Annotated in this window: 19 protein-coding genes; 6 read left to right on the top strand and 13 right to left on the bottom strand. The window is 71.4% G+C overall.

What is annotated here, in order from left to right; translation table 11 throughout:
* Positions 1–6 precede the first annotated feature (6 nt).
* Positions 7–744 carry a DsbA family oxidoreductase gene (locus tag PV963_RS12730; protein WP_274815761.1) on the top strand — a complete coding sequence of 246 codons (738 nt, stop codon included), beginning with the start codon at positions 7–9 and terminating at the stop codon, positions 742–744.
* Here PV963_RS12730 and PV963_RS12725 read toward each other — a convergent pair.
* Both PV963_RS12725 and glnA read right to left on the bottom strand, forming a co-directional pair.
* The gene (locus PV963_RS12725; protein WP_274815759.1) at positions 725–994 is read right to left on the bottom strand and encodes a hypothetical protein; all 270 of its coding nucleotides are present in this window, start codon (positions 992–994) and stop codon (positions 725–727) included. The genes PV963_RS12730 and PV963_RS12725 overlap by 20 nt on opposite strands.
* A 110-nt stretch (positions 995–1,104) precedes the next feature.
* On the bottom strand, positions 1,105–2,514 hold the full coding sequence (gene glnA / locus PV963_RS12720; RefSeq protein WP_274815758.1) for a type I glutamate--ammonia ligase: 1,410 nt from the start codon (positions 2,512–2,514) through the stop codon (positions 1,105–1,107).
* A gap of 210 nt (positions 2,515–2,724) precedes the next feature.
* Between glnA and PV963_RS12715 the strand changes: the two genes are divergently transcribed.
* On the top strand, positions 2,725–3,192 hold the full coding sequence (locus tag PV963_RS12715; RefSeq protein WP_274815757.1) for an RDD family protein: 468 nt from the start codon (positions 2,725–2,727) through the stop codon (positions 3,190–3,192).
* Positions 3,193–3,279: 87 nt separating this feature from the next.
* Here the strand turns inward: PV963_RS12715 and PV963_RS12710 are convergent, their stop codons facing one another.
* From PV963_RS12710 to lipB, 4 genes are all read right to left on the bottom strand, one after another.
* Positions 3,280–3,984 carry a DUF4191 domain-containing protein gene (locus PV963_RS12710; protein WP_274815756.1) on the bottom strand — a complete coding sequence of 235 codons (705 nt, stop codon included), beginning with the start codon at positions 3,982–3,984 and terminating at the stop codon, positions 3,280–3,282.
* Positions 3,985–4,062: 78 nt separating this feature from the next.
* Positions 4,063–4,275 carry a hypothetical protein gene (locus PV963_RS12705; protein ID WP_274815754.1) on the bottom strand — a complete coding sequence of 71 codons (213 nt, stop codon included), beginning with the start codon at positions 4,273–4,275 and terminating at the stop codon, positions 4,063–4,065.
* Positions 4,276–4,536: 261 nt separating this feature from the next.
* Positions 4,537–5,502 (bottom strand): lipoyl synthase, encoded by a 966-nt coding sequence (lipA, locus tag PV963_RS12700; protein ID WP_274815753.1) that lies wholly within the window; start codon positions 5,500–5,502, stop codon positions 4,537–4,539.
* Between the two features lie 94 nt (positions 5,503–5,596).
* The gene (gene lipB / locus PV963_RS12695) at positions 5,597–6,397 is read right to left on the bottom strand and encodes a lipoyl(octanoyl) transferase LipB (protein ID WP_274815752.1); all 801 of its coding nucleotides are present in this window, start codon (positions 6,395–6,397) and stop codon (positions 5,597–5,599) included.
* 238 nt (positions 6,398–6,635) lie between these two features.
* Here lipB and PV963_RS12690 point away from each other — a divergent pair, with 238 nt between their 5' ends.
* Complete coding sequence (locus PV963_RS12690) at positions 6,636–8,108, top strand: regulator (protein WP_274815750.1); 1,473 nt, start codon at positions 6,636–6,638, stop codon at positions 8,106–8,108.
* A gap of 88 nt (positions 8,109–8,196) precedes the next feature.
* Here the strand turns inward: PV963_RS12690 and PV963_RS12685 are convergent, their stop codons facing one another.
* Both PV963_RS12685 and PV963_RS12680 read right to left on the bottom strand, forming a co-directional pair.
* A complete protein-coding gene (locus PV963_RS12685) occupies positions 8,197–9,603 on the bottom strand; it encodes an NAD(P)/FAD-dependent oxidoreductase (protein WP_274815748.1) in 1,407 nt (468 codons plus the stop codon).
* 252 nt (positions 9,604–9,855) lie between these two features.
* Complete coding sequence (locus PV963_RS12680) at positions 9,856–10,758, bottom strand: TIGR01777 family oxidoreductase (RefSeq protein WP_274815747.1); 903 nt, start codon at positions 10,756–10,758, stop codon at positions 9,856–9,858.
* A 69-nt stretch (positions 10,759–10,827) separates the two neighbouring features.
* On the opposite strand from PV963_RS12680, the gene PV963_RS12675 reads away from it, so the two are divergent.
* Positions 10,828–11,325 (top strand): GNAT family N-acetyltransferase, encoded by a 498-nt coding sequence (locus PV963_RS12675; protein WP_274815746.1) that lies wholly within the window; start codon positions 10,828–10,830, stop codon positions 11,323–11,325.
* Between the two features lie 7 nt (positions 11,326–11,332).
* Here PV963_RS12675 and PV963_RS12670 read toward each other — a convergent pair whose 3' ends face one another.
* Positions 11,333–12,517: a MarP family serine protease gene (locus PV963_RS12670; RefSeq protein ID WP_274815745.1), complete on the bottom strand. Its 1,185-nt coding sequence runs from the start codon at positions 12,515–12,517 to the stop codon at positions 11,333–11,335.
* 249 nt (positions 12,518–12,766) lie between these two features.
* Between PV963_RS12670 and PV963_RS12665 the strand changes: the two genes are divergently transcribed.
* Both PV963_RS12665 and PV963_RS12660 read left to right on the top strand, forming a co-directional pair.
* Positions 12,767–13,702, top strand: a complete 936-nt coding sequence (locus PV963_RS12665; RefSeq protein WP_274815744.1) for a peptidoglycan recognition protein family protein — start codon at positions 12,767–12,769, stop codon at positions 13,700–13,702.
* Positions 13,699–13,917, top strand: coding sequence for a hypothetical protein (locus tag PV963_RS12660; protein WP_274815742.1), 219 nt, complete (start codon positions 13,699–13,701; stop codon positions 13,915–13,917). Before PV963_RS12665 ends, PV963_RS12660 begins: the two co-directional genes overlap by 4 nt.
* Here the strand turns inward: PV963_RS12660 and PV963_RS12655 are convergent, their stop codons facing one another.
* From PV963_RS12655 to PV963_RS12640, 4 genes are all read right to left on the bottom strand, one after another.
* Positions 13,918–14,436, bottom strand: a complete 519-nt coding sequence (locus PV963_RS12655; RefSeq protein ID WP_274822007.1) for a DUF4240 domain-containing protein — start codon at positions 14,434–14,436, stop codon at positions 13,918–13,920.
* Between the two features lie 56 nt (positions 14,437–14,492).
* Positions 14,493–15,479 carry a helix-turn-helix transcriptional regulator gene (locus tag PV963_RS12650; protein ID WP_274815741.1) on the bottom strand — a complete coding sequence of 329 codons (987 nt, stop codon included), beginning with the start codon at positions 15,477–15,479 and terminating at the stop codon, positions 14,493–14,495.
* Positions 15,480–15,539: 60 nt separating this feature from the next.
* Positions 15,540–18,242, bottom strand: coding sequence for a pyruvate dehydrogenase (acetyl-transferring), homodimeric type (gene aceE / locus PV963_RS12645; protein WP_274815740.1), 2,703 nt, complete (start codon positions 18,240–18,242; stop codon positions 15,540–15,542).
* Positions 18,243–18,510: 268 nt separating this feature from the next.
* The gene (locus tag PV963_RS12640) at positions 18,511–19,134 is read right to left on the bottom strand and encodes a GntR family transcriptional regulator (protein WP_274815739.1); all 624 of its coding nucleotides are present in this window, start codon (positions 19,132–19,134) and stop codon (positions 18,511–18,513) included.
* Positions 19,135–19,267: the final 133 nt, after the last annotated feature.

Raw genomic sequence — 19,267 nt, 5'->3', positions numbered from 1 at the left:
GATCTCGTGAGCGACGACCCGCGGCTGCCCGCGACCCCCGACACCATCGCCGTCTTCACCGACCTGAACTGCTCGTTCGCCCACGTCGCCGTGCACCGGCTGCACGAGACACGGCGCAGGCTGGGGCTGGAGGGACGGATCTGGTTCGACTTCCGGGCCTTCCCGCTGGAACTGTTCAACCGCGAGGTCAACGCCCGGCCCGGTGTCGACTCCGAGATCTCCGTGCTGGGCGCGGTGGAACCGGACGCCGGCTGGCGCCTGTGGCAGGGCCCCGACTGGACGTACCCGGTCACCATGCTCCCCGCGCACGAGGCCGTGCAGGCGGCCAAGGCGCAGAGCTGGGCGGCGAGCGAACGGCTCGACCGTGCCCTGCGCCGCGCCTTCTGGGCCGAAGGCAGGTGCGTGTCACTGCGGCACGTCGTCCTGGAGATCGCCGAGCAGACCGGCGCGGTCGACGTGGACGCCGTCGCCGCCGCCCTGGACACCGGCTCGGCCCGGGCGGCGGTGATGGCCCAGTACGACGCGGCCCGCGACGACCGCGTCACCTGCAGTCCGCACGTCTTCCTGTACGACGGCACCAACAGCGCCAACCCCGGCATCGAGGCCCGCTGGATCGGGGGCGACTTCGGCGTCGGCTACCCCGTCGTCGACAAGGACCGCCCCGAGATCTACGACGAGCTCCTCACCCACGCGGCGTCCCTGCTCCCCGCGGGTTCGGCAGGGCTCAGTACGGCCGGAAGTTGAGGTACCCGAGCAGCAGGATCACCGCGGCCACGGAGCCGAGCACCACGGCCGTCGACACCCACGACGAGCGGGACCGACGACCGGACCGCCTGTGGTCGGGCTCGGGCCGGAAGGGCACGGGCCCCGGCGGATTGTGCTTCCAGCGCGCGGCGAGCATACGAGCCCGCGCCGAGGGCTCCTTGTGCTCGGCGCTGTCCGCCCATCTGAGGTCGAACTCGCGCTCCTGGCCGTCCTGTCCCTGCTCGGGCATTCCCTCTCCACCCCCGTGTGGTCCTGCCAGCAGAATAGAACACACGACCGCGCCCTCGCTGTCCGTACGGACAGCGAGGGCGCGGTCGCAGTGTCTCGATCAGGTGTCGATCACACGTCGAAGTAGAGCTCGAACTCGTGCGGGTGCGGACGCAGCTGCAGCGGCGCGATCTCGTTCGTGCGCTTGTAGTCGATCCACGTCTCGATCAGGTCCGGCGTGAACACGTCGCCCTGGAGGAGGAACTCGTGGTCGGCCTCGAGGGAGTCGAGGACAGCCGGGAGCGAGGTCGGGACCTGCGGGACGCCCGCGTGCTCCTCGGGAGCGAGCTCGTAGAGGTCCTTGTCGATCGGCTCGGCCGGCTCGATCTTGTTCTTGATGCCGTCCAGGCCCGCGAGCAGCAGCGCCGAGAACGCCAGGTACGGGTTGCCGGAGGAGTCGGGCGCGCGGAACTCGACGCGCTTGGCCTTCGGGTTCGAGCCCGTGATCGGGATACGCATGGCCGCGGAGCGGTTGCGCTGCGAGTAGACCAGGTTCACCGGGGCCTCGAAGCCGGGGACCAGGCGGTGGTACGAGTTCACCGTCGGGTTGGTGAAGGCCAGCAGCGACGGAGCGTGCTTGAGGATGCCGCCGATGTAGTAGCGGGCGGTGTCCGACAGGCCCGCGTAACCGGCCTCGTCGTAGAACAGCGGGGAGCCGCCCTGCCACAGCGACTGGTGGACGTGCATGCCCGAGCCGTTGTCACCGAAGATCGGCTTCGGCATGAAGGTCGCCGTCTTGCCGTTCTGCCACGCGACGTTCTTCACGATGTACTTGAAGAGCTGGAGGTCGTCGGCGGCGGCGAGCAGCGTGTTGAACTTGTAGTTGATCTCGGCCTGGCCGGCGGTGCCCACCTCGTGGTGCTGGCGCTCGACCTGCAGACCGGCCCGGTTCAGCTCCAGGGAGATCTGGGCGCGCAGGTCGGCGAAGTGGTCGACAGGCGGGACCGGGAAGTAGCCGCCCTTGTAGCGGACCTTGTAACCACGGTTGTCCTCGAGGGCACCGGTGTTCCAGGCGCCGGCCTCGGAGTCGATGTGGTAGAAGGACTCGTTCGCGCTGGTCGCGAAGCGGACGGAGTCGAAGACGTAGAACTCGGCCTCGGGACCGAAGTACGCCGTGTCGGCGATACCGGTGGAGGCGAGGTAGGCCTCGGCCTTCTTCGCCACGTTGCGCGGGTCACGGGAGTACTGCTCGCCCGTGATCGGGTCGTGGATGAAGAAGTTGATGTTCAGCGTCTTGTCACGGCGGAACGGGTCGACACGGGCGGTCGACAGGTCCGCGCGCAGCGCCATGTCGGACTCGTGAATGGCCTGGAAGCCGCGGATGGACGAGCCGTCGAAGGCCAGCTCCTCGTCCGCGTCGAACGCCTCAGCAGGCACCGTGAAGTGCTGCATCACGCCCGGGAGGTCGCAGAAGCGGACGTCGATGAACTTGACGTCCTCGTCCGCGATGAACTTCTTGGCCTCGTCGGCGTTCTGGAACATCCAGCTCCTCCTACTCCCGACCGTCCCGCCGGGGTGGTAGTTCGTTCGTGCGGCCAGTGCGGGTGGCACACGCTGACCTAGACCCTAGGGACGGGTGGTTTCTCGGGCGTGACTCATTTGTTTCGCACAAGTTAACCGGCTCACCTTCCACCGTAGCCCCGACGCACCCCGCCGTGCCCTGGTCATTTACGGGCGCAGTACCGTGGACGGGTGGACAACAGGCAAGCACTCGGATCGTGGCTTTCCGGGCCCCGCGCGGCCGCGGAAGAGGCCGGTGTCGACTTCGGATACCGGGGCGAGCAGCTCGGTCTGCCCGAGGAGGGACCCGGCTCGATCGCCCGCCCGGGGCGGCGGCTCGGCGCCCTCGCCGTGGACTGGGGCCTGAGCCTCCTGATCGCATACGGTCTCATCACCCAGAGCTACAACGAGGCGGCCCAGATCTGGGCGCCGCTCATCATGTTCGCCCTGATGGTGCTCACGGTCGGTACGGTCGGCTTCACGCCGGGCAAGCGGCTCCTCGGCCTGCGGGTGCTCGCCCTGGACACCGGCCGTGTCAGCCCGTGGCGCGCGGCAGTGCGTACGGTCCTGCTCTTCCTCGCGATCCCCGCCCTGATCTGGGACCGCGACGGCCGGGGTCTGCACGACCGGCTGGCGGGCACGGTCGAGGTCCGCATCTGACAGGAACGAACCATGAACGAACGAACGTGAACGAAGGGGCGCCCGAAGTGATCCGGGCGCCCCTTTCTTCACGTGGTGTGCGGGTTGTCAGCGGGCCTTCGGCCCACCGCCCTTCGGCATCCGCATGCCCTTCGGCATCGGCCCCTTGGGCAGCGGCATGTTGCTCATCAGGTCGCCCAGGGCACGCAGCCGGTCGTTGGTGGCGGTGACCTGCGGGCCGGTCAGCACGCGCGGCAGCTTCAGCATCGTCGTGCGCAGCTTCTTCAGCTCGACCTGGCCCTCGCCCGTGCCCACGACCAGGTCGTGCACCGGGACGTCCGCGACGATGCGGTTCATCTTCTTCTTCTCGGCGGCGAGCAGGGACTTCACCCGGTTCGGGTTGCCCTCGGCGACCAGCACGATGCCGGCCTTGCCGACCGCGCGGTGCACCACGTCCTGGTTGCGGTTCATCGCCACCGCGGGGGCCGTCGTCCACCCCCGGCCGATGTTGTCGAGCACCGCCGCCGCGGCACCGGGCTGGCCCTCCATCTGCCCGAAGGCGGCCCGCTCGGCCCGGCGCCCGAACACGATCGCCGTCGCGAGGAAGGCGAGCAGGAGGCCCAGGATGCCGGCATAGATGGGGTGACCGATCAAGAAACCGATCGCGAGGAAGACACCGAAGGTGACGATTCCGACTGCCGCGAGTACAAGACCGATCTTCTTGTCGGCCCTGCGGGTCATCTTGTAGGTCAGGGCGATCTGCTTCAGTCGCCCGGGGTTCGCAGCGTCCGCTGCGGTTTCCTTCCTCGCCATGCCACGAAGTCTACGTGGCCCCACAAGCGCCTACGACGGCAGTGTCCGCGGGAGCTCGCGGGGGAGGGGAGGCGGGCCTCAGGGGCGGACGGAGAGTGACTGGGAGACGGACTGGTCGAGGACGCGCTGCGCCTCGACCCGGTCCTTGGCGCGACGGCGGTCCTCCAGCACGGAGGTCCAGGCATTGCGGCGGGCGGTGCGCTGACCGCTGCTGAGCAGCAGCGACTCGACGGCACGCAGGGCGGTGGTGAAGGACGGAATCGCGGTGGCGCGAACGGGCGCGGCCTGCATGGGTGAGGTCCCCCCTCGGGAGCGGGTGTACGTGCTGTGAGTCCAGCGTCACTGATTGGTGTTACCAGGGCATGACCGACCGGTCAAACACCCATGAAGCCCTGGCGGGGAGCGGTGGAACGCCGACGCGGTCCTGACATGTGCCCTCATCTGCGAGGACGGTCAGGACCGCGTCATATCGGTCGCTACCGGCGGGTAGCGTCTTGTGCGCGAATTCACACGCTTGTCTCGCCCGTTGGCGGGAAGGGCGGTGACGGTTCGTCAGACGGCCTGGGCCGCGATGCGCGCGTCCCGCTGCTCCATGGCCATCTGGTAGAGCCGCCCGGCGCGGTACGAGGACCGCACCAGCGGGCCCGACATCACACCGGAGAAACCGATCTGCTCGGCCTCCTCCTTGAGCTCCACGAACTCGTGGGGCTTGACCCAGCGCTCCACCGGGTGGTGGCGCACGGAGGGCCGCAGGTACTGCGTGATGGTGACCAGCTCGCAGCCCGCATGGTGCAGCTGCTTCAGCGCGTCGCTGACCTCCTCGCGGGTCTCGCCCATGCCGAGGATGAGGTTCGACTTGGTGACGAGGCCGTAGTCGCGGGCCTCGGTGAGGACCTTCAGGGAACGCTCGTAGCGGAAGCCGGGGCGGATCCGCTTGAAGATCCGCGGGACCGTCTCGACGTTGTGCGCGAAGACCTCGGGGCGGGAGGAGAAGACCTCCTCCAGCTGCTCCGGGACGGCGTTGAAGTCGGGCGCGAGCAGCTCGACCTTCGTCCGGCCGGCCTCGCGGTCCGCCGTCTGCTGGTGGATCTGGCGGACCGTCTCCGCGTACAGCCAGGCGCCGCCGTCCTCCAGGTCGTCGCGGGCGACGCCGGTGATCGTGGCGTAGTTCAGGTCCATGGTGACCACGGACTCACCCACGCGGCGGGGCTCGTCGCGGTCGAGCGCCTCGGGCTTGCCGGTGTCGATCTGGCAGAAGTCGCAGCGCCGGGTGCACTGGTCGCCGCCGATGAGGAAGGTCGCCTCGCGGTCCTCCCAGCACTCGTAGATGTTGGGGCAGCCGGCTTCCTGGCAGACCGTGTGCAGGCCCTCGCTCTTCACGAGGTTCTGCATCTTGGTGTACTCGGGGCCCATTTTCGCCCGGGTCTTGATCCACTCGGGCTTGCGCTCGATGGGGGTCTGGCTGTTGCGGACCTCCAGGCGCAGCATCTTGCGTCCGTCGGGTGCGACTGCGGACACGACCGGCTCCCTAGCGATTGATTCTTCGGCGCCCTCAAGAGTACGCCCGTTGATTTGAATGCCTGTGTGGGTGCTAGCCCCTCCACGCGCGGTTTTATGCCGCCGGAGTCTGCTCGATCTCCCGCGGCTTCAGCTCGGCGTTCTCCAGGACGTCCCGCAAGTGGCGCTCGGCGACCGGCAGGACCTCCTCGATCGTCACGTCGCGGCCCAGTTCGTTCGCCAGGGAGGCGACACCCGCGTCACGGATGCCGCACGGGATGATCCGGTCGAACCACTTGTTGTCCGGGTTCACGTTGAGCGCGAAGCCGTGCATGGTGACGCCCTTGGCCACGCGGATGCCGATCGCGCCGATCTTGCGGTCCTCCCGGCGCTGCCCCGCGTTGGACGGCGCGTACTCCGGGCCGTTCAGGCGCGGGTCGAACTCCTCGTCGTGCAGACGGGGGTCGAAGTCCAGGGCCAGACCGCCGAGCGCGGGGCGCTGCTCGACCGGGTCGCCCAGCACCCACACCCCGCTGCGGCCCTCGACCCGGGTGGTCTCCAGGCCGAACTCCGCGCAGGTGCGGATCAGGGCCTCTTCGAGGCGGCGTACGTGGGCCACGACGTCCACCGGGCGCGGGAGCTTCTGGATCGGGTAGCCCACCAGCTGGCCGGGGCCGTGCCAGGTGATCTTGCCGCCGCGGTCCACGTCGATGACCGGCGTGCCGTCGAGGGGCCGCTCGTTGTCCGCCGTGCGCCGCCCCGCCGTGTAGACAGGGGGGTGCTCCAGAAGCAGCACGGTGTCGGGGACCTCGTCCGCGAAGCGCGCCGCGTGCACCCGGCGCTGCTCGTCCCACGCCTCCTGGTACTCGACGGCCTCGTCACCGAACCCCATGCGGACGAACCGCAACTCACTCACGGCAAGCGCCTCCCTCGGACGGGTGTGTCAGGCACGTATCGCGCCCAAGCCACTGTACGTCCGGCCCGGACGCGTCAGTCCTGGGGCCAATCCTCACACGATCGGATGAATGTCCGGGAAAATGTGTGATGGGGTGTTTACTCTCCGCTACATTCGCGCCGTCCGGCAAGCCATAAGGCCTGCTCACAGGCAATCCGGCAGATCACCCACACCGGAAGGCAGGAGACCGCACCGCACCATGACGGAACGACCCGCGCAGCGCACCCCCAACCGACAGCTCGCCGCGCTCATCGCAGAAGCGGGGTTCTCCAACGCGGGTCTCGCCCGTCGCGTGGACCAGCTCGGTCTCGAACACGGGCTCGATCTGAGATACGACAAGACATCCGTCACCCGGTGGCTGCGCGGCCAGCAGCCCAGGGGTACCACGCCCGCGCTGATCGCAGAGGTCTTCACCCGGCGCCTGGGCCGGCGACTCACCGCCCAGGACCTCGGCCTGGACGCCTGCGCGCCCGTCTACGCGGGGCTGGAGTTCGCCGCCACCCCCGAGGAGGCCATCGACATCGTCAGCGGGCTGTGGCGCAAGGACTCCGGCAGCCACGCCGAACTGCGCAAGATCGCCTTCACGCCGGCCGGGCTCGTCGTACCGAGCCGGGACTGGCTGATCGGGCGGGCCGACGAGAAGGTGGCCCGCGGTGAGCCGCCCGCGGCCCGCATCCCGGCCCAGGGCCGCGCCGCCCTGCGGCCCCCGGCCGAGCCGGGCGTGCCGTCCCTGCCCCGCCAGCGCGGGCAGGTCGAACGCGGACCCGGCCAGAAGGTGACCGCCGGCGACATCGCCGCCCTGCGCTCGGTCGGCGAGCTGTTCCGCACCCTCGACGACGCCTACGGCGGCGGTCACGCCCGCCAGGCCCTCGTGCGGTATCTGGAGCACGAGTGCGAGCCCATGCTGCGCGGCACCTACGGCGAGCAGACCGGCCGCCGGCTGTTCGCCGCCGCCGCCGACCTGACCCGGCTCGCGGGCTGGACGTCGTACGACATCGCCGCGCACGGCCTCGCCCAGCGCTACTTCGTGCAGGCGCTCCGGCTCGCCCAGGCGGCCGGGGACCGGGCGTACGGGGCGTACGTGCTGGTCACCATGAGCCGGCAGGCCGTCTACCTCGGGCACGGGCGGGAGGCCGTGCAGCTCGCGCGCGTGGCGCAGCAGGGCGTCGGCACCTCGGCGCCCCCCGTCGTACAGGCGCTGCTGCACGCCTCCGAGGCACGCGGGCACGGCGTGCTCGGCGAGGTGCGGGCCTGCACGGCCGCACTGGTCCGCGCCGAGCGCGCCCTGGAGACGGCCCGGCCCGGGGACGACGTCCCGCACTGGGCGAAGTTCTTCGACGAGGCGCAGCTCGCCGACGAGTTCGGGCACTGCCACCGGGACCTTCAGCAGTTCCGCGCCGCCGCCCAGCACGCGGAACGCTCACTCCAGCTCCGAGCCCCGTCCTACGCCCGCAGTCGCCTGTTCTGCCGCGTCGTCCTCGCCACCGCCCGCCTCGGCCTCGGCGAACTCGACCAGGCCTGCCAACTGGCCGCGGAGGCGGCGGGCCAGGCGGCGGAGATGCGCTCGGTGCGGGCGGTGGAGTACGTGAGGGACTTCGAGCGCAGGCTGGAGCCGTACAAGGACGCGGCTCCCGTGCGGACCTACCGCGACAAAGTAGCGGCCCTTGGGTGAAGGAACCCAGGGGCGCGGGGCTGTGTCGATGTGCGGCTCCGCCGCGTGGGCGCGGACAACCACAACGCACCCGCACCCGGCGAACCACCTACGCGGCCCTCGGCACAGTCGGCAGCGGATCGGCAACATGCATCGACCGCCCCGCCCCCAAGTCCGCCAAGATCGCCGCGGATGCACGATGCCCAGAGTGCAGAGCGCCCTGGACAGTACTGGTGTCCCGGTGATCCCCGCACACGTACAGCCCCGCAAGCAACCGCACCGGCCGCCGCAGATCATGCGGCGGCCGCATCGCCGGCACGGCCTGCGCCGTGTGATGCACGGCCAACGTCTCCCACCGAGCCGTCGACACCCCGTACAACCGCGCCAGATGCATCCGCACAGCCGTGTCGACATCCCCCGGCGGCCGCCCCAGCACCGTCGAGGACACCAGCGCCCGCCCCGCCGGAGCACGGGACGGGTCGACCCGGCTGACCACAGCCGTATGCGCGACCGGCCCGCCCAGGTCCGCGTCCAGCAGGAGCGACGCCCCCGTCTCCGGCGGCTCGTCGGTGGTGTGATGCACCACCGTCACCGGATGAAACTCCGGCACCCGCAAGCCGGGCAGCAGCTCGGCCGCCGCCCTCGCGTCCGTCGCCACCAGCACCGCCCGGCAGCGGATCTCACCGTGCTCGGCGGTGGTCACCGAGGTCGTGGAGACGGAGGTGACGCGCACGCCGGTGTGCACGGTGCCCGGCGGCAGCGTGCCCGCGAGCAGCTCCGGCAGGGCCTCCGCGCCGCCCTCCGGCAGGCACAGCCGGCCGCTCGCGAAGGCGCGCAGCGCGAGGTCCGCGCACCGGCTGGACGTCGTCAGGTCCGGGTCGCACAGCAGGGCGGCGAGCAGCGGACGCAGGAAGCCGTCGATCGTCCGGGCGGGCAGCCCGCGGGCCGCCAGCGCCTCACCGGCGGGCAGTTCCGGGCGGGCCAGCAGCCGTTTTGCCGGTGTGCCCGCCAGCCGGGTCAGGGCGGCCCCCAGACGGGCCTGGTCGACGGCCGTGCCGAGCGGGGCACCGGACCGGCTCCGGGGCACGGAGACCTGCCGGCCGGGCACCGCCGCCGGCCTCCTGGGCGGCCTGGGCGCGGACGGCGACCGGGGGGCGCTCGCCAGGGCGCGCACCGCGTGCAGTGCGCCCCGTGCGCCCCCTGCGCCCGTCTGGACGCCCGCGCGATGGTGGCGTCCGTCGCCGTGCAGCAGGACCCCGGGCGCGAAGGGGCGCAGCGCGAGCCCGCCGAGGCCGGGTGTCAGCCGTAGTTCCGGGTACGCCGTGGACAGCAACTGGCCGATTCTGTCGAGCCGGAAGCCGTCGACCTTCTCCGTCGCCATGCGGCCGCCGACCCCGTGGGCGGCCTCCAGGACCATGGTCGTCACTCCGGCACTGGTCAGCCGGTGCGCGGCCGAGAGTCCGGCGACCCCGGCCCCCACGACGACCACGTCCGCCTGGTAAGCGGGCTCAAGCACGTGCCCCTCCTCGAGGTTGCGCGGGCGCTGGAGACGTCATGCCCTCAACAGGCCCCAGGGATACGCGAGTTCTGGTCGAGGGTAGGACCGTGATCGGTCAGCGGGAGTCGCGCATCGACAGGGCACGGTCGCACGACGGTCGCATACGGATGCCTTGTGGGCGTGAAGTGGTCACAAGGGACTGGTGTGCGGCGCGAAGGGCTGTCTCGGAATGGTCGGTGGGCGCGTCGGCGCCCCTTGTCTCCGGGCCCGTCACAACGCCGCCCGGATCGCCCCCTCGATCTCCGGGAAGGCGAACCGGAACCCCGACTCCAGCAGCCGCGTCGGAAGGATCCGGGCGCTGCCGAGCACATCGCCGGCCATCTCGCCGAGCACGGTCCGCAGGACGGGCGCGGGCACGGCGAACAGCGTCGGACGGTGCAGCACGCGCCCCATCGCCGCCGTGATCTCACGGTTCGTCAGGGGGTTCGGCGCGGTGAGGTTGAACGGCCCGGACAGGCCGTCGGTGTCGATGAGATGCCGGATCGCGGCGACCTCGTCGTGCAGCGCGACGAACGACCAGTACTGCCGCCCGTCGCCCATCCGCCCGCCGAGCCCCGCCTGGAACAGCGGGAACAGCCGCCCCCACGCACCGCCCTTGCGGGACACGACCAGCCCGGTCCGGGCGAACACCGTGCGTACGCCGGCCTCCTGGGCGGGTGCGGCGGCGGCCTCCCACTCCACGCACAGCTCCGGCAGGAAGCCCTGGCCCGCGGGTGCGCTCTCGTCGACGGTCCGGTCCCCGGTCTCGCCGTAGTAGCCGATGGCGCTGCCGTTCACGAAGACCCGCGGCCGGTCCTTCTCGTCCAGCGAGGCGACGGCCCGGGCGAGCGCCGCCGTGCCGTTGACCCTGCTGTCGCGGATCCGCTGCTTGTAGGCGTCCGTCCAGCGGCGGTTGCCGACCCCCGCCCCGGCCAGATTCACCACCGCGTCGCACCCGGCGAGCCCGGCCGCGTCCGCGCGCCCGCCCTCGGGATCCCACCGGACCTCCTCCGCCGCCCGGGGCGTACGGCGCACGAGACGCACCACCTCGTGCCCGTCCGCGGTCAGGGACCGCACCAGGGCGCCCCCGATGAGACCGGACGCACCGGCCACTGCGATTCGTGAGCGTTCCATGGGCCCATCCTGCCCGGCGGCGCCCTAAATCCGGCGTACGCCAACAGGCCTTCACCTTAGGGTGACGCCATGTCCGAGCCCCGCGAACTCCGTATCCGCACCGCCGTCCCCGGTGACGGCGAAGGACTGGCCCTGCTGGACCGCCTCGCGTGGTCGCACCTGCACGCCGTGATGCCCGAGCCGCAGCCGCCGCACCCGCCGTTCTTCAGCGAGCGGCACGCCCCCGAGGACTGCCTGGTCGCCGAACTCGGTGACCGCTTGGCGGGCTACATATGTCTCGGCTTCCCGACGCCGGCCGACTCCAACCGGCACGTCCGTCAGATCCAGGGCCTCGCCGTCTCGGAGGAGGCGCGCGGCCGGGGTGTCGGGCGGGCGCTGGTCCGGGCCGCCGTCGACGAGTCCCGCAGGCGTGGTGCCCGCCGCCTCACCCTGCGCGTCCTCGCCCACAACACCCCCGCCCGCAAGCTCTACGAGGCCGAGGGGTTCGTGGTGGAGGGGGTCCTGCCCGAGGAGTTCCTGCTCGACGGGACGTACGTCGACGATGTGCTGATGGGCCGTTCCCTGTGAGCCGGAGCTACGACTCGACCAGCTCGCCCGTGTCCACCGGCGCCGTCGCGCTCGCCGCACTCCGGGCGTCGGAGGAGACCTCGGCCGCCGTCAGCACGTAGCCCGTCTCGGCGTCCGAGGTGGAGCGGGCGAAGACCACGCCGTAGACCCGGCCGTCCGTGGTGAGGAGGGGGCCGCCGGAGTTGCCGGGGCGGACGGTGGAGCGGATCGAGTAGATCTCACGGGTGACCGTGTCGTCGTTGTAGATGTTCTGGCCCGTCGCCCGGACCCGGTTCGCGACCGTCGCCGCCTGGAGGTTCAGGTCGCCGTCCTGCGGGTAGCCCGCGACGACCGCCGAGTCGCCGCGCCGGGCCTCGTCGTCGAAGCGGAGCACGGGCGCCTTGAGGCCGGGCACGTACAGCACGGCCACGTCCTTCTGCGGGTCGAAGAGCACCACCCGCGCCTCGTACGTCCGCCCCACCCCGCCGATCTGCACGGTCGGCTCGTCGATGCCCGCCACGACGTGGGCGTTGGTCATCACGTGCTCCCGCGCGTACACGAAGCCGCTGCCCTCGCGGCCCTGGGTGCCCGCGACGCCCTCGACCTTGACCGTGCTCAGCTTGGCGGCGTTGGTGGCGGCCGCCGTGACACTGTCCCCCGAGGGCTCGGCGACCTCGGCGGTCGACTCGTTCTCGAACGGGTTGAAGACCTGCGGGAAGCCCGCCTCGGTCAGCGCGGACGTGGCCCCAGAGAACCAGGCCGGTGTGGTGTCCGGCATCGTCCGCTGCACCGCGCCGAGCAGCCGCGAGTCCCGGATCGCCGAGGTGACCAGCGGCGACGAGGAGGCGCCCAGGACACTCGCGGCCACCCACGCCACGATCAGGACCGCGACCGAGTTGGCCACCGCCCCGCCGATCCCGTCCGCCACCCTCAGCGGCCCCCGGTCCAGCTCCCGGCGCAGCCTGAGCGCGAGGCGCCCCGCCAGCTCGTGCCCCACCACCGCCGGGAGCAGCACCGTGAACACCGCCGCCACCGTCGCGCGCGTCGTACCCGGCGGCACCAGGTCCATCACCCACGGCAGGATCCACACGCCGACGACCGCACCGCCCACGAAGCCCGCCAGCGACACACAGCCGGCCACCAGCCCGCGCCGGTAGCCGGAAGCCGCATAGGCCAGGACGACCAGCAACAGCAGGATGTCGAGCAGGTCCACGCACGCCTTCTCTCTCTCGGAACCCCCAGGGGCTGTTCGAAGGTCCCGTGCGCCGCGGGCACCGCACGGGATTTTCGAACTCCCCCTAGTACGTGGGGGAAGGGCCCGGTGATCAGCCACACGCGCGTGGATGATCAGAACCGGCCACGCGCGCGTGCACTCGGAAAAACGCCGCGGACCGTGACGATGGTTCCACCGGGTGGCACATCACACATCGCGGACGGACCGGATCAGGCTGACAGTGGGATCATGCGTGTCTTCCGAAGACGGCTCTTCCGAAGACGGCGGGGCACGCGCAGGCACCGCGCCGCCGGGACACCCGGCATAGCCGGTCTGCCGCGCACGGCCCGGGTGCTGCTCGGCTGCCTGCCGGGCGTCGCCGCCGTCGTGGCGCTGGTGCTGTGCGCCCGCGGCGTCGAGCACGCCGCCGAGACCGGCGCCCGCACGGCCACGCAGCGCCCCGCCGCCACGCCCTACGCCGCCCCGCGCCCGCACATCGTGCCGAGAGCGCAGTGGCTGGGCGACGCCGCCCGCAAGCAGCCGCGCCCGCGCTACGACGACCGGGTCGTCGCCGTCTTCGTCCACCACACCGACTCGCCCAACGGCTACGACTGCGCCGACGCGCCCCGCATCCTCCGGGACCTCTACATCGGCCAGACCGGCACCCGCGACTGGGACGACATCGGCTACAACTTCGTCGTCGACCGCTGCGGCACCGTCTACGAGGGCCGCGCCGGCGGCGTCGAGCGGGCCGTCACCGGCGCCCACACCCAGGGCTTCAACCACCGCACCACCGGCATCGCCGCCCTCGGCACCTTCACCGCGGGCATGTCCGTACCCCGGGCGATGATCCACGCCATCGCCGGGCTGTCCGCCTGGAAGCTGGGCCTGACCGGCACCGACCCGCGGGCGAGCGTCCGCCTGGTATCCAGCAACGGCCTGAGCCGGTACGCGGCCGGCACCACCGCCGAACTGCCCGCCCTCGCCGGTCACAACGACGGCTACATGACCAGCTGCCCGGGCGCCGCCCTGCACGCCCGGCTGCCGGAGATCAGGCGACTGGCGGCCCGGCTGCAGGGCCGGCCGGCCGGTCCACAGGAAGGTCACAGCCGGCGCGCAGCGTCCTCAGATCCCGGCGCCCTACGGTCACCACCACACGCAGCCGACTGGAGGTGGGGACCATGAACAACGGTCGCAGGAGGAACCCGGGGATCCGAGCCGGGGTCACGCGTGGCCCATGGGCGATGCTCTGCGCGGTCGCGACCGTCGTCCTGGGCCCGGCCGCGGCCACCGCGTCCGCCCTCGACCAGGCCAACGCGGCCCCGCTGCACCACGCGGTCGAGGCCGACCGGACGCACGCGTACCTGCCGTCCGACCCGAGCCGCCGCCGGGCCGTCTGATCAGCCCCTGAAGCGCTCCCACAGCCGGGGATAGCGCTCGGCGAGCAGGTCCTCGTTCTCGAAGTCGAGCGGAGTGCCCTCCGGTTCCGGGGGCGCGGGCGGAATCCCCAGGTCGGGGGCGACCGTACCGGTGAGCTGCTCGTAGGCCTCGTCCGCGGCGTAACCGAGCTCCTCGCCGTCGCCGTCGATCTCCTCGTCGAAGTCGTCCAGCAGCTCGGCGAGCGAGTCCGGGTCGTGCACGGCCCCCTCGAAGACATGGCGGCCCTGGCCGATCAGCCAGCACCGGAAGAAGTCGAAGGCGTCGTCGCTCGCCCCGTCGAGCAGCACCCAGGCGGCGCCCCACAGGTCCCAGCGGTAGGCGCGGTTGTAGCGGGACTCGAAGTGCCGGGCGAAGTCCAGGACCGAGTCCGGGTCCTTCTGCGTGAGCCGCTCCACGAGCAGGTCGGCCTGCTCCTCCGGGTCGCCCTCGGCGGCCTCCCGGGCGTCGTCCACCAGCTCCCAGAACTCCGTCTCGTCCATCACGGGTCCAGCATCGGGCCTGTGACACGGGGGCGCACCCGGAGTGCGCGGGATCGTTATACGCCGTCCCGGGGGTGGTACAGCCCGGCCAGCCGCAGCGCGTCCCCCGCGAACCGCTCGCGCAGGCTCTCGGGCGCCAGTACCTCCACCTCCGGGCCCAGCGCCGTCAGCTGGGCGTGGGCGACCTCCTCGGTCTCCACCGGAAGGGCCACCGTCACCCAGCCGTCGTCGCCCGGGGCGTCCGCGTCCGCCAGGGCCTCGCGGGTGGACAGCGAGTCGAGCGCGTACGGCAGCCTGCGCACACCGTCGGGGGACAGCCGCACCACGACCCGCGCCCGCAGGATGGACCGCGCGAACTGCTCAGCCCGCTCCTCCCAGAAGGCCGGCAGGTCGAACTCCGGCTCCCGCTCGAAGCGCTCCTCACCCGTGTCCACCGCCGTGAACCGGTCGATCCGGTACACCCGGAAGGACCCGCCCCCGGCCACCCGTGCGCACAGGTACCAGACGCCCGCCTTCAGCACGAGCCCGTACGGCTCCAGCTCCCGGACGACCTCGTCCTCCCCGCGCCGGTAGCGCGCGGTGATCCGCCGGTCGTCCCACACCGCGTCGGCGACCGCCGGCAGCAGCACGGGCGTCCGAGGCTCCTCGAACCAGTTCGGCGCGTCCAGATGGAACCGCTGCGTCGCCGTCCTCGACGCGTCCCGAAGGGACGGCAGCAGAGCGGCCGACACCTTCAGCCGGGCCGCCGAGGCGGCGTCCTCCAACCCCATCTCGCGCAGCGCCCCCGGCACCCCGGACAGGAACAGCGCCTCGGCCTCGCTGCGGTGCAGCCCGGTCAGCCGCGTACGGTACCCGCCGACCAGCCGGTACCCGCCGGCCCGGCCGCGGTCCGCGTACACCGGCACACCGGCCTCCGACAGCGCCTGGGCGTCCCGTGTGACCGTCCGCTCCGACACCTCCAGCTCACGGGCGAGCTCGGCGGCCGTCATGGAGGGCCGGGACTGGAGCAGCAGCACCATCTTGATGAGCCGGGCAGCGCGCATGCAGCACATCATGCAGCAGGCCCCCGCCGCGGCGGAGGCCTGCCGATCACCGGTCGTTGCTCACAGACCGTACTTCGCGCGCGCTTCCTTCACGGCCGTCGCCTTGACCTCGCCGCGCCCCGCGAGCTGGGCCAGGGCCGCGACGACGATCGACTCGGCGTCCACACCGAAGTGGCGGCGGGCCGCCTCACGGGTGTCCGAGAGGCCGAAGCCGTCGGCGCCCAGCGAGGACCAGTCCTGCTCGACCCACTGCGCGATCTGGTCCGGGACCTGGCGCATGTAGTCGGAGACCGCCAGCACCGGGCCCTCGGCGCCCTGGAGCGCCTGCCGGACGAACGGCACCCGCTCCTCACCGCGCAGCAGCGCCTCGTCCGCCTCCAGCGCGTCCCGGCGCAGCTCGCTCCAGGACGTCGCCGACCACACGTCGGCCGCCACGCCCCACTCCTCGGCCAGCAACTGCTGCGCCTTCAGCGCCCAGTGGATCGCCGTACCGGAGCCGAGCAGCTGGATCCGCGGGGCGTTGGCCGGCGGTGTGATGCCCGCCGACTCCGCCGTGTTGAAGCGGTACAGGCCCTTGACGATGCCCTCGTCGACGCCGTCGACGGACGGCTTCGCGGGCTGCGGCAGCGGCTCGTTGTAGACGGTCAGGTAGTAGAAGACGTTCTGGTCCTCACCCGGGGCCGCCTCGCCGTACATCCGGCGCAGGCCCTCCTTGACGATGGCCGCGACCTCGTACGCGAACGCCGGGTCGTACGTCAGCGCCGCCGGGTTCGTCGCGGCGATGACGGGGGAGTGGCCGTCGGCGTGCTGGAGGCCCTCACCGGTCAGCGTCGTACGGCCGGCCGTCGCACCGATGAGGAAGCCGCGGCCGAGCTGGTCGCCGAGCTGCCACATCTGATCGGCCGTGCGCTGCCAGCCGAACATCGAGTAGAAGATGTAGAACGGGATCATCGTCTCGCCGTGCGTCGCGTACGACGTCGAAGCGGCGATGAAGTCGGCCATCGAACCGGCCTCGGTGATCCCCTCGTTGAGGATCTGCCCGTTCTGGGCCTCCTTGTAGTACATCAGCTGGTCGCGGTCGACCGGCTCGTACGTCTGGCCCTTCGGCGAGTAGATGCCGAGCGACGGGAAGAGGCTCTCCATACCGAAGGTGCGCGCCTCGTCCGGGACGATCGGCACCCAGCGCTTGCCGGTCTCCTTGTCGCGGACCAGGTCCTTCACCAGACGGACGAACGCCATGGTGGTGGCCACGTTCTGTGAACCCGAGCCCTTGTCGAAGGAGGCGAACGCCTTCTCCGCGGGGGCCGGCAGCGGCGCGACCGGGTGGACGCGGCGGGCCGGGGCCGGACCGCCGAGGGCCGCGCGGCGCTCCTGGAGGTAGCGGACCTCGGGGGAGTCGGCGCCCGGGTGGCCGTAGGGCACCACGCCGTCGACGAAGTCGCTGTCCTTGATCGGCAGGTCGAGCAGGTCGCGCATGTTCTTGAACTCGTCCACCGTCAGCTTCTTCATCTGGTGGTTGGCGTTCTTCGACGCGAAGCCCTCGCCGAGGGTGTGGCCCTTGACCGTCTGGGCCAGGATCACGGTCGGCGCGCCCTTGTGCTCGACGGCCGCCTTGTACGCGGCGTACACCTTGCGCTCCTCGTGACCACCGCGCGAGAGGTGGAAGCACTCGAGGATCTTGTCGTCGCTCAGCAGCTTCGCCATCTCCGCCAGCGCCGGGTCGGCGCCGAAGAAGTCCTGGCGGATGTAGGCGGCGTCGCGCGTCTGGTACGTCTGGATCTGCGCGTCCGGTACCTGGCGCAGACGGCGTACGAGCGCGCCCGTGGTGTCGAGCTGGAACAGCTCGTCCCAGGCCGTGCCCCACAGCGTCTTGATGACGTTCCAGCCGGCGCCGCGGAACTGGGCCTCCAGCTCCTGCACGATCTTGAAGTTGGCGCGGACCGGGCCGTCGAGGCGCTGCAGGTTGCAGTTGATGACGAACGTGAGGTTGTCCAGCTCCTCACGGGCCGCGAGCGCGAGTGCCGCCGTCGACTCGGGCTCGTCCATCTCGCCGTCGCCGAGGAACGCCCACACGTGCGAGGCGGAGGTGTCCTTGATGCCGCGGTTGGTGAGATAGCGGTTGAAGCGCGCCTGGTAGATGGCGGAGAGCGGGCCCAGACCCATGGAGACGGTCGGGAACTCCCACAGCCAGGGCAGGCGGCGCGGGTGCGGGTAGGAGGGCAGGCCGTTGCCGCCCGACTCGCGGCGGAAGTTGTCGAGCTGCTCCTCGTTCAGACGGCCGTCGAGGAACGCGCGGGCGTAGATGCCGGGGGAGGCGTGGCCCTGGATGTAGAGCTGGTCGCCGGAGCCGTCGGCCTCTTTGCCCTTGAAGAAGTGGTTGAAGCCGGTCTCGTACAGCCAGGCCGCGGAGGCGAAGGTGGCGATGTGGCCGCCGACGCCGTGCTTGCTGCCCCGGGTCACCATCGCGGCCGCGTTCCAGCGGTTCCACGCGGTGATCCGCTCCTCCATCGCCTCGTCACCGGGCACGGCCGGTTCGGCGGCGGTGGGGATGGAGTTGACGTAGTCGGTCTCCAGGAGCTTCGGCAGCGCGATGCCGGCGCCCTCGGCGCGCTCCAGCGTGCGGCGCATCAGGTACGCGGCACGGTGCGGCCCGGCCGCCTTGGCGACGGCGTCCAGGGAGGCCTGCCATTCGGCGGTCTCCTCCGGGTCCCGGTCCGGGAGCTGGTCGAGCTCGCTCGGCTGGATGGCGTTGGGGTCGGTCATGTCGCCGCCTTCCTCAGTCGAAGGGGGTTCCCTCATCGGTAAGGGTTCGGGGGTGCCCTTGGTCTTTGGCAGGACAGGGCTGGGGCTCGGGTGGCAAGCCCGTCGGCGACTGTAACTCCCTGATCGATGATCGATCAAAGGGTTGACGGAGAAAACCTCTTGATCACGAGAAAGTAGGCACGCGGTGCCTCCCGCAGTGGCACGCGGTGACGGGATTGCTGTGGATTTCCGCAGGTGGGAGGCGTTTGAGCGGGGGTGCGCTCTAGTGTCACGCCCGGGGCGCGCAACCCAGGACGTGCGCCTTCACGAGTTCCGCGATGCGGGGGTCGCGGCGCTTGAAGGCGGCGACCAGTTCCTCGTGCTCCTCGGCGTACGACTGCTGCCGGGTGCCCAGCCAGCGGATCGACAGGGCCGTGAACACCTCGATGCCGAGGCCTTCCCAGGTGTGCAGCAGGACGGAGTTGCCCGCGGCGCGGACCAGTTCGCGGTGGAAGGCGACGGTGTGGCGGACCTGGGCCGTGCCGTCGGACATGCGGTCGGCCTCGTACAGGGCGGTGACGTGGGGTTCCAGGGCCGAGCAGTCCTCCGACAGGCTCTGGGCCGCCAGTTCCGCCGCGATGGCCTCCAGGCCGGCCCGGACCGGGTAGCTCTCCTCCAGGTCGGCGGCGGTCAGGTTCCGTACGCGGACGCCCTTGTTCGGAGCCGACTCGATCAGACGCAGGGACTCCAGTTCGCGCAGGGCCTCGCGGACCGGGGTCTGGCTGACTTCCAGTTCGGTCGCGATCCGGCGCTCGACGATCCGCTCGCCCGGCTGCCAGCGTCCGCTGATGATCCCCTCCAGGATGTGCTCGCGGATCTGCTCGCGCAGCGAGTGGATGACGGGCGCGGTCATGAAGGCTCCTTAGGCGGGATTGACGCTTAGACAATACGGCCGGTTCGCTCCGGGGGTGGGGTGGGTGACGGCGCTTTGGTGCAGGTGAGACGAGACTTACACAGGGGGTGTGGCCTGTCGTTCGGCCGACGGT

It is taken from the genome of Streptomyces coeruleorubidus (assembly GCF_028885415.1).
GTDB lineage: Bacteria > Actinomycetota > Actinomycetes > Streptomycetales > Streptomycetaceae > Streptomyces > Streptomyces coeruleorubidus_A.
This window is presented reverse-complemented; position numbering and strand designations above follow the sequence as displayed.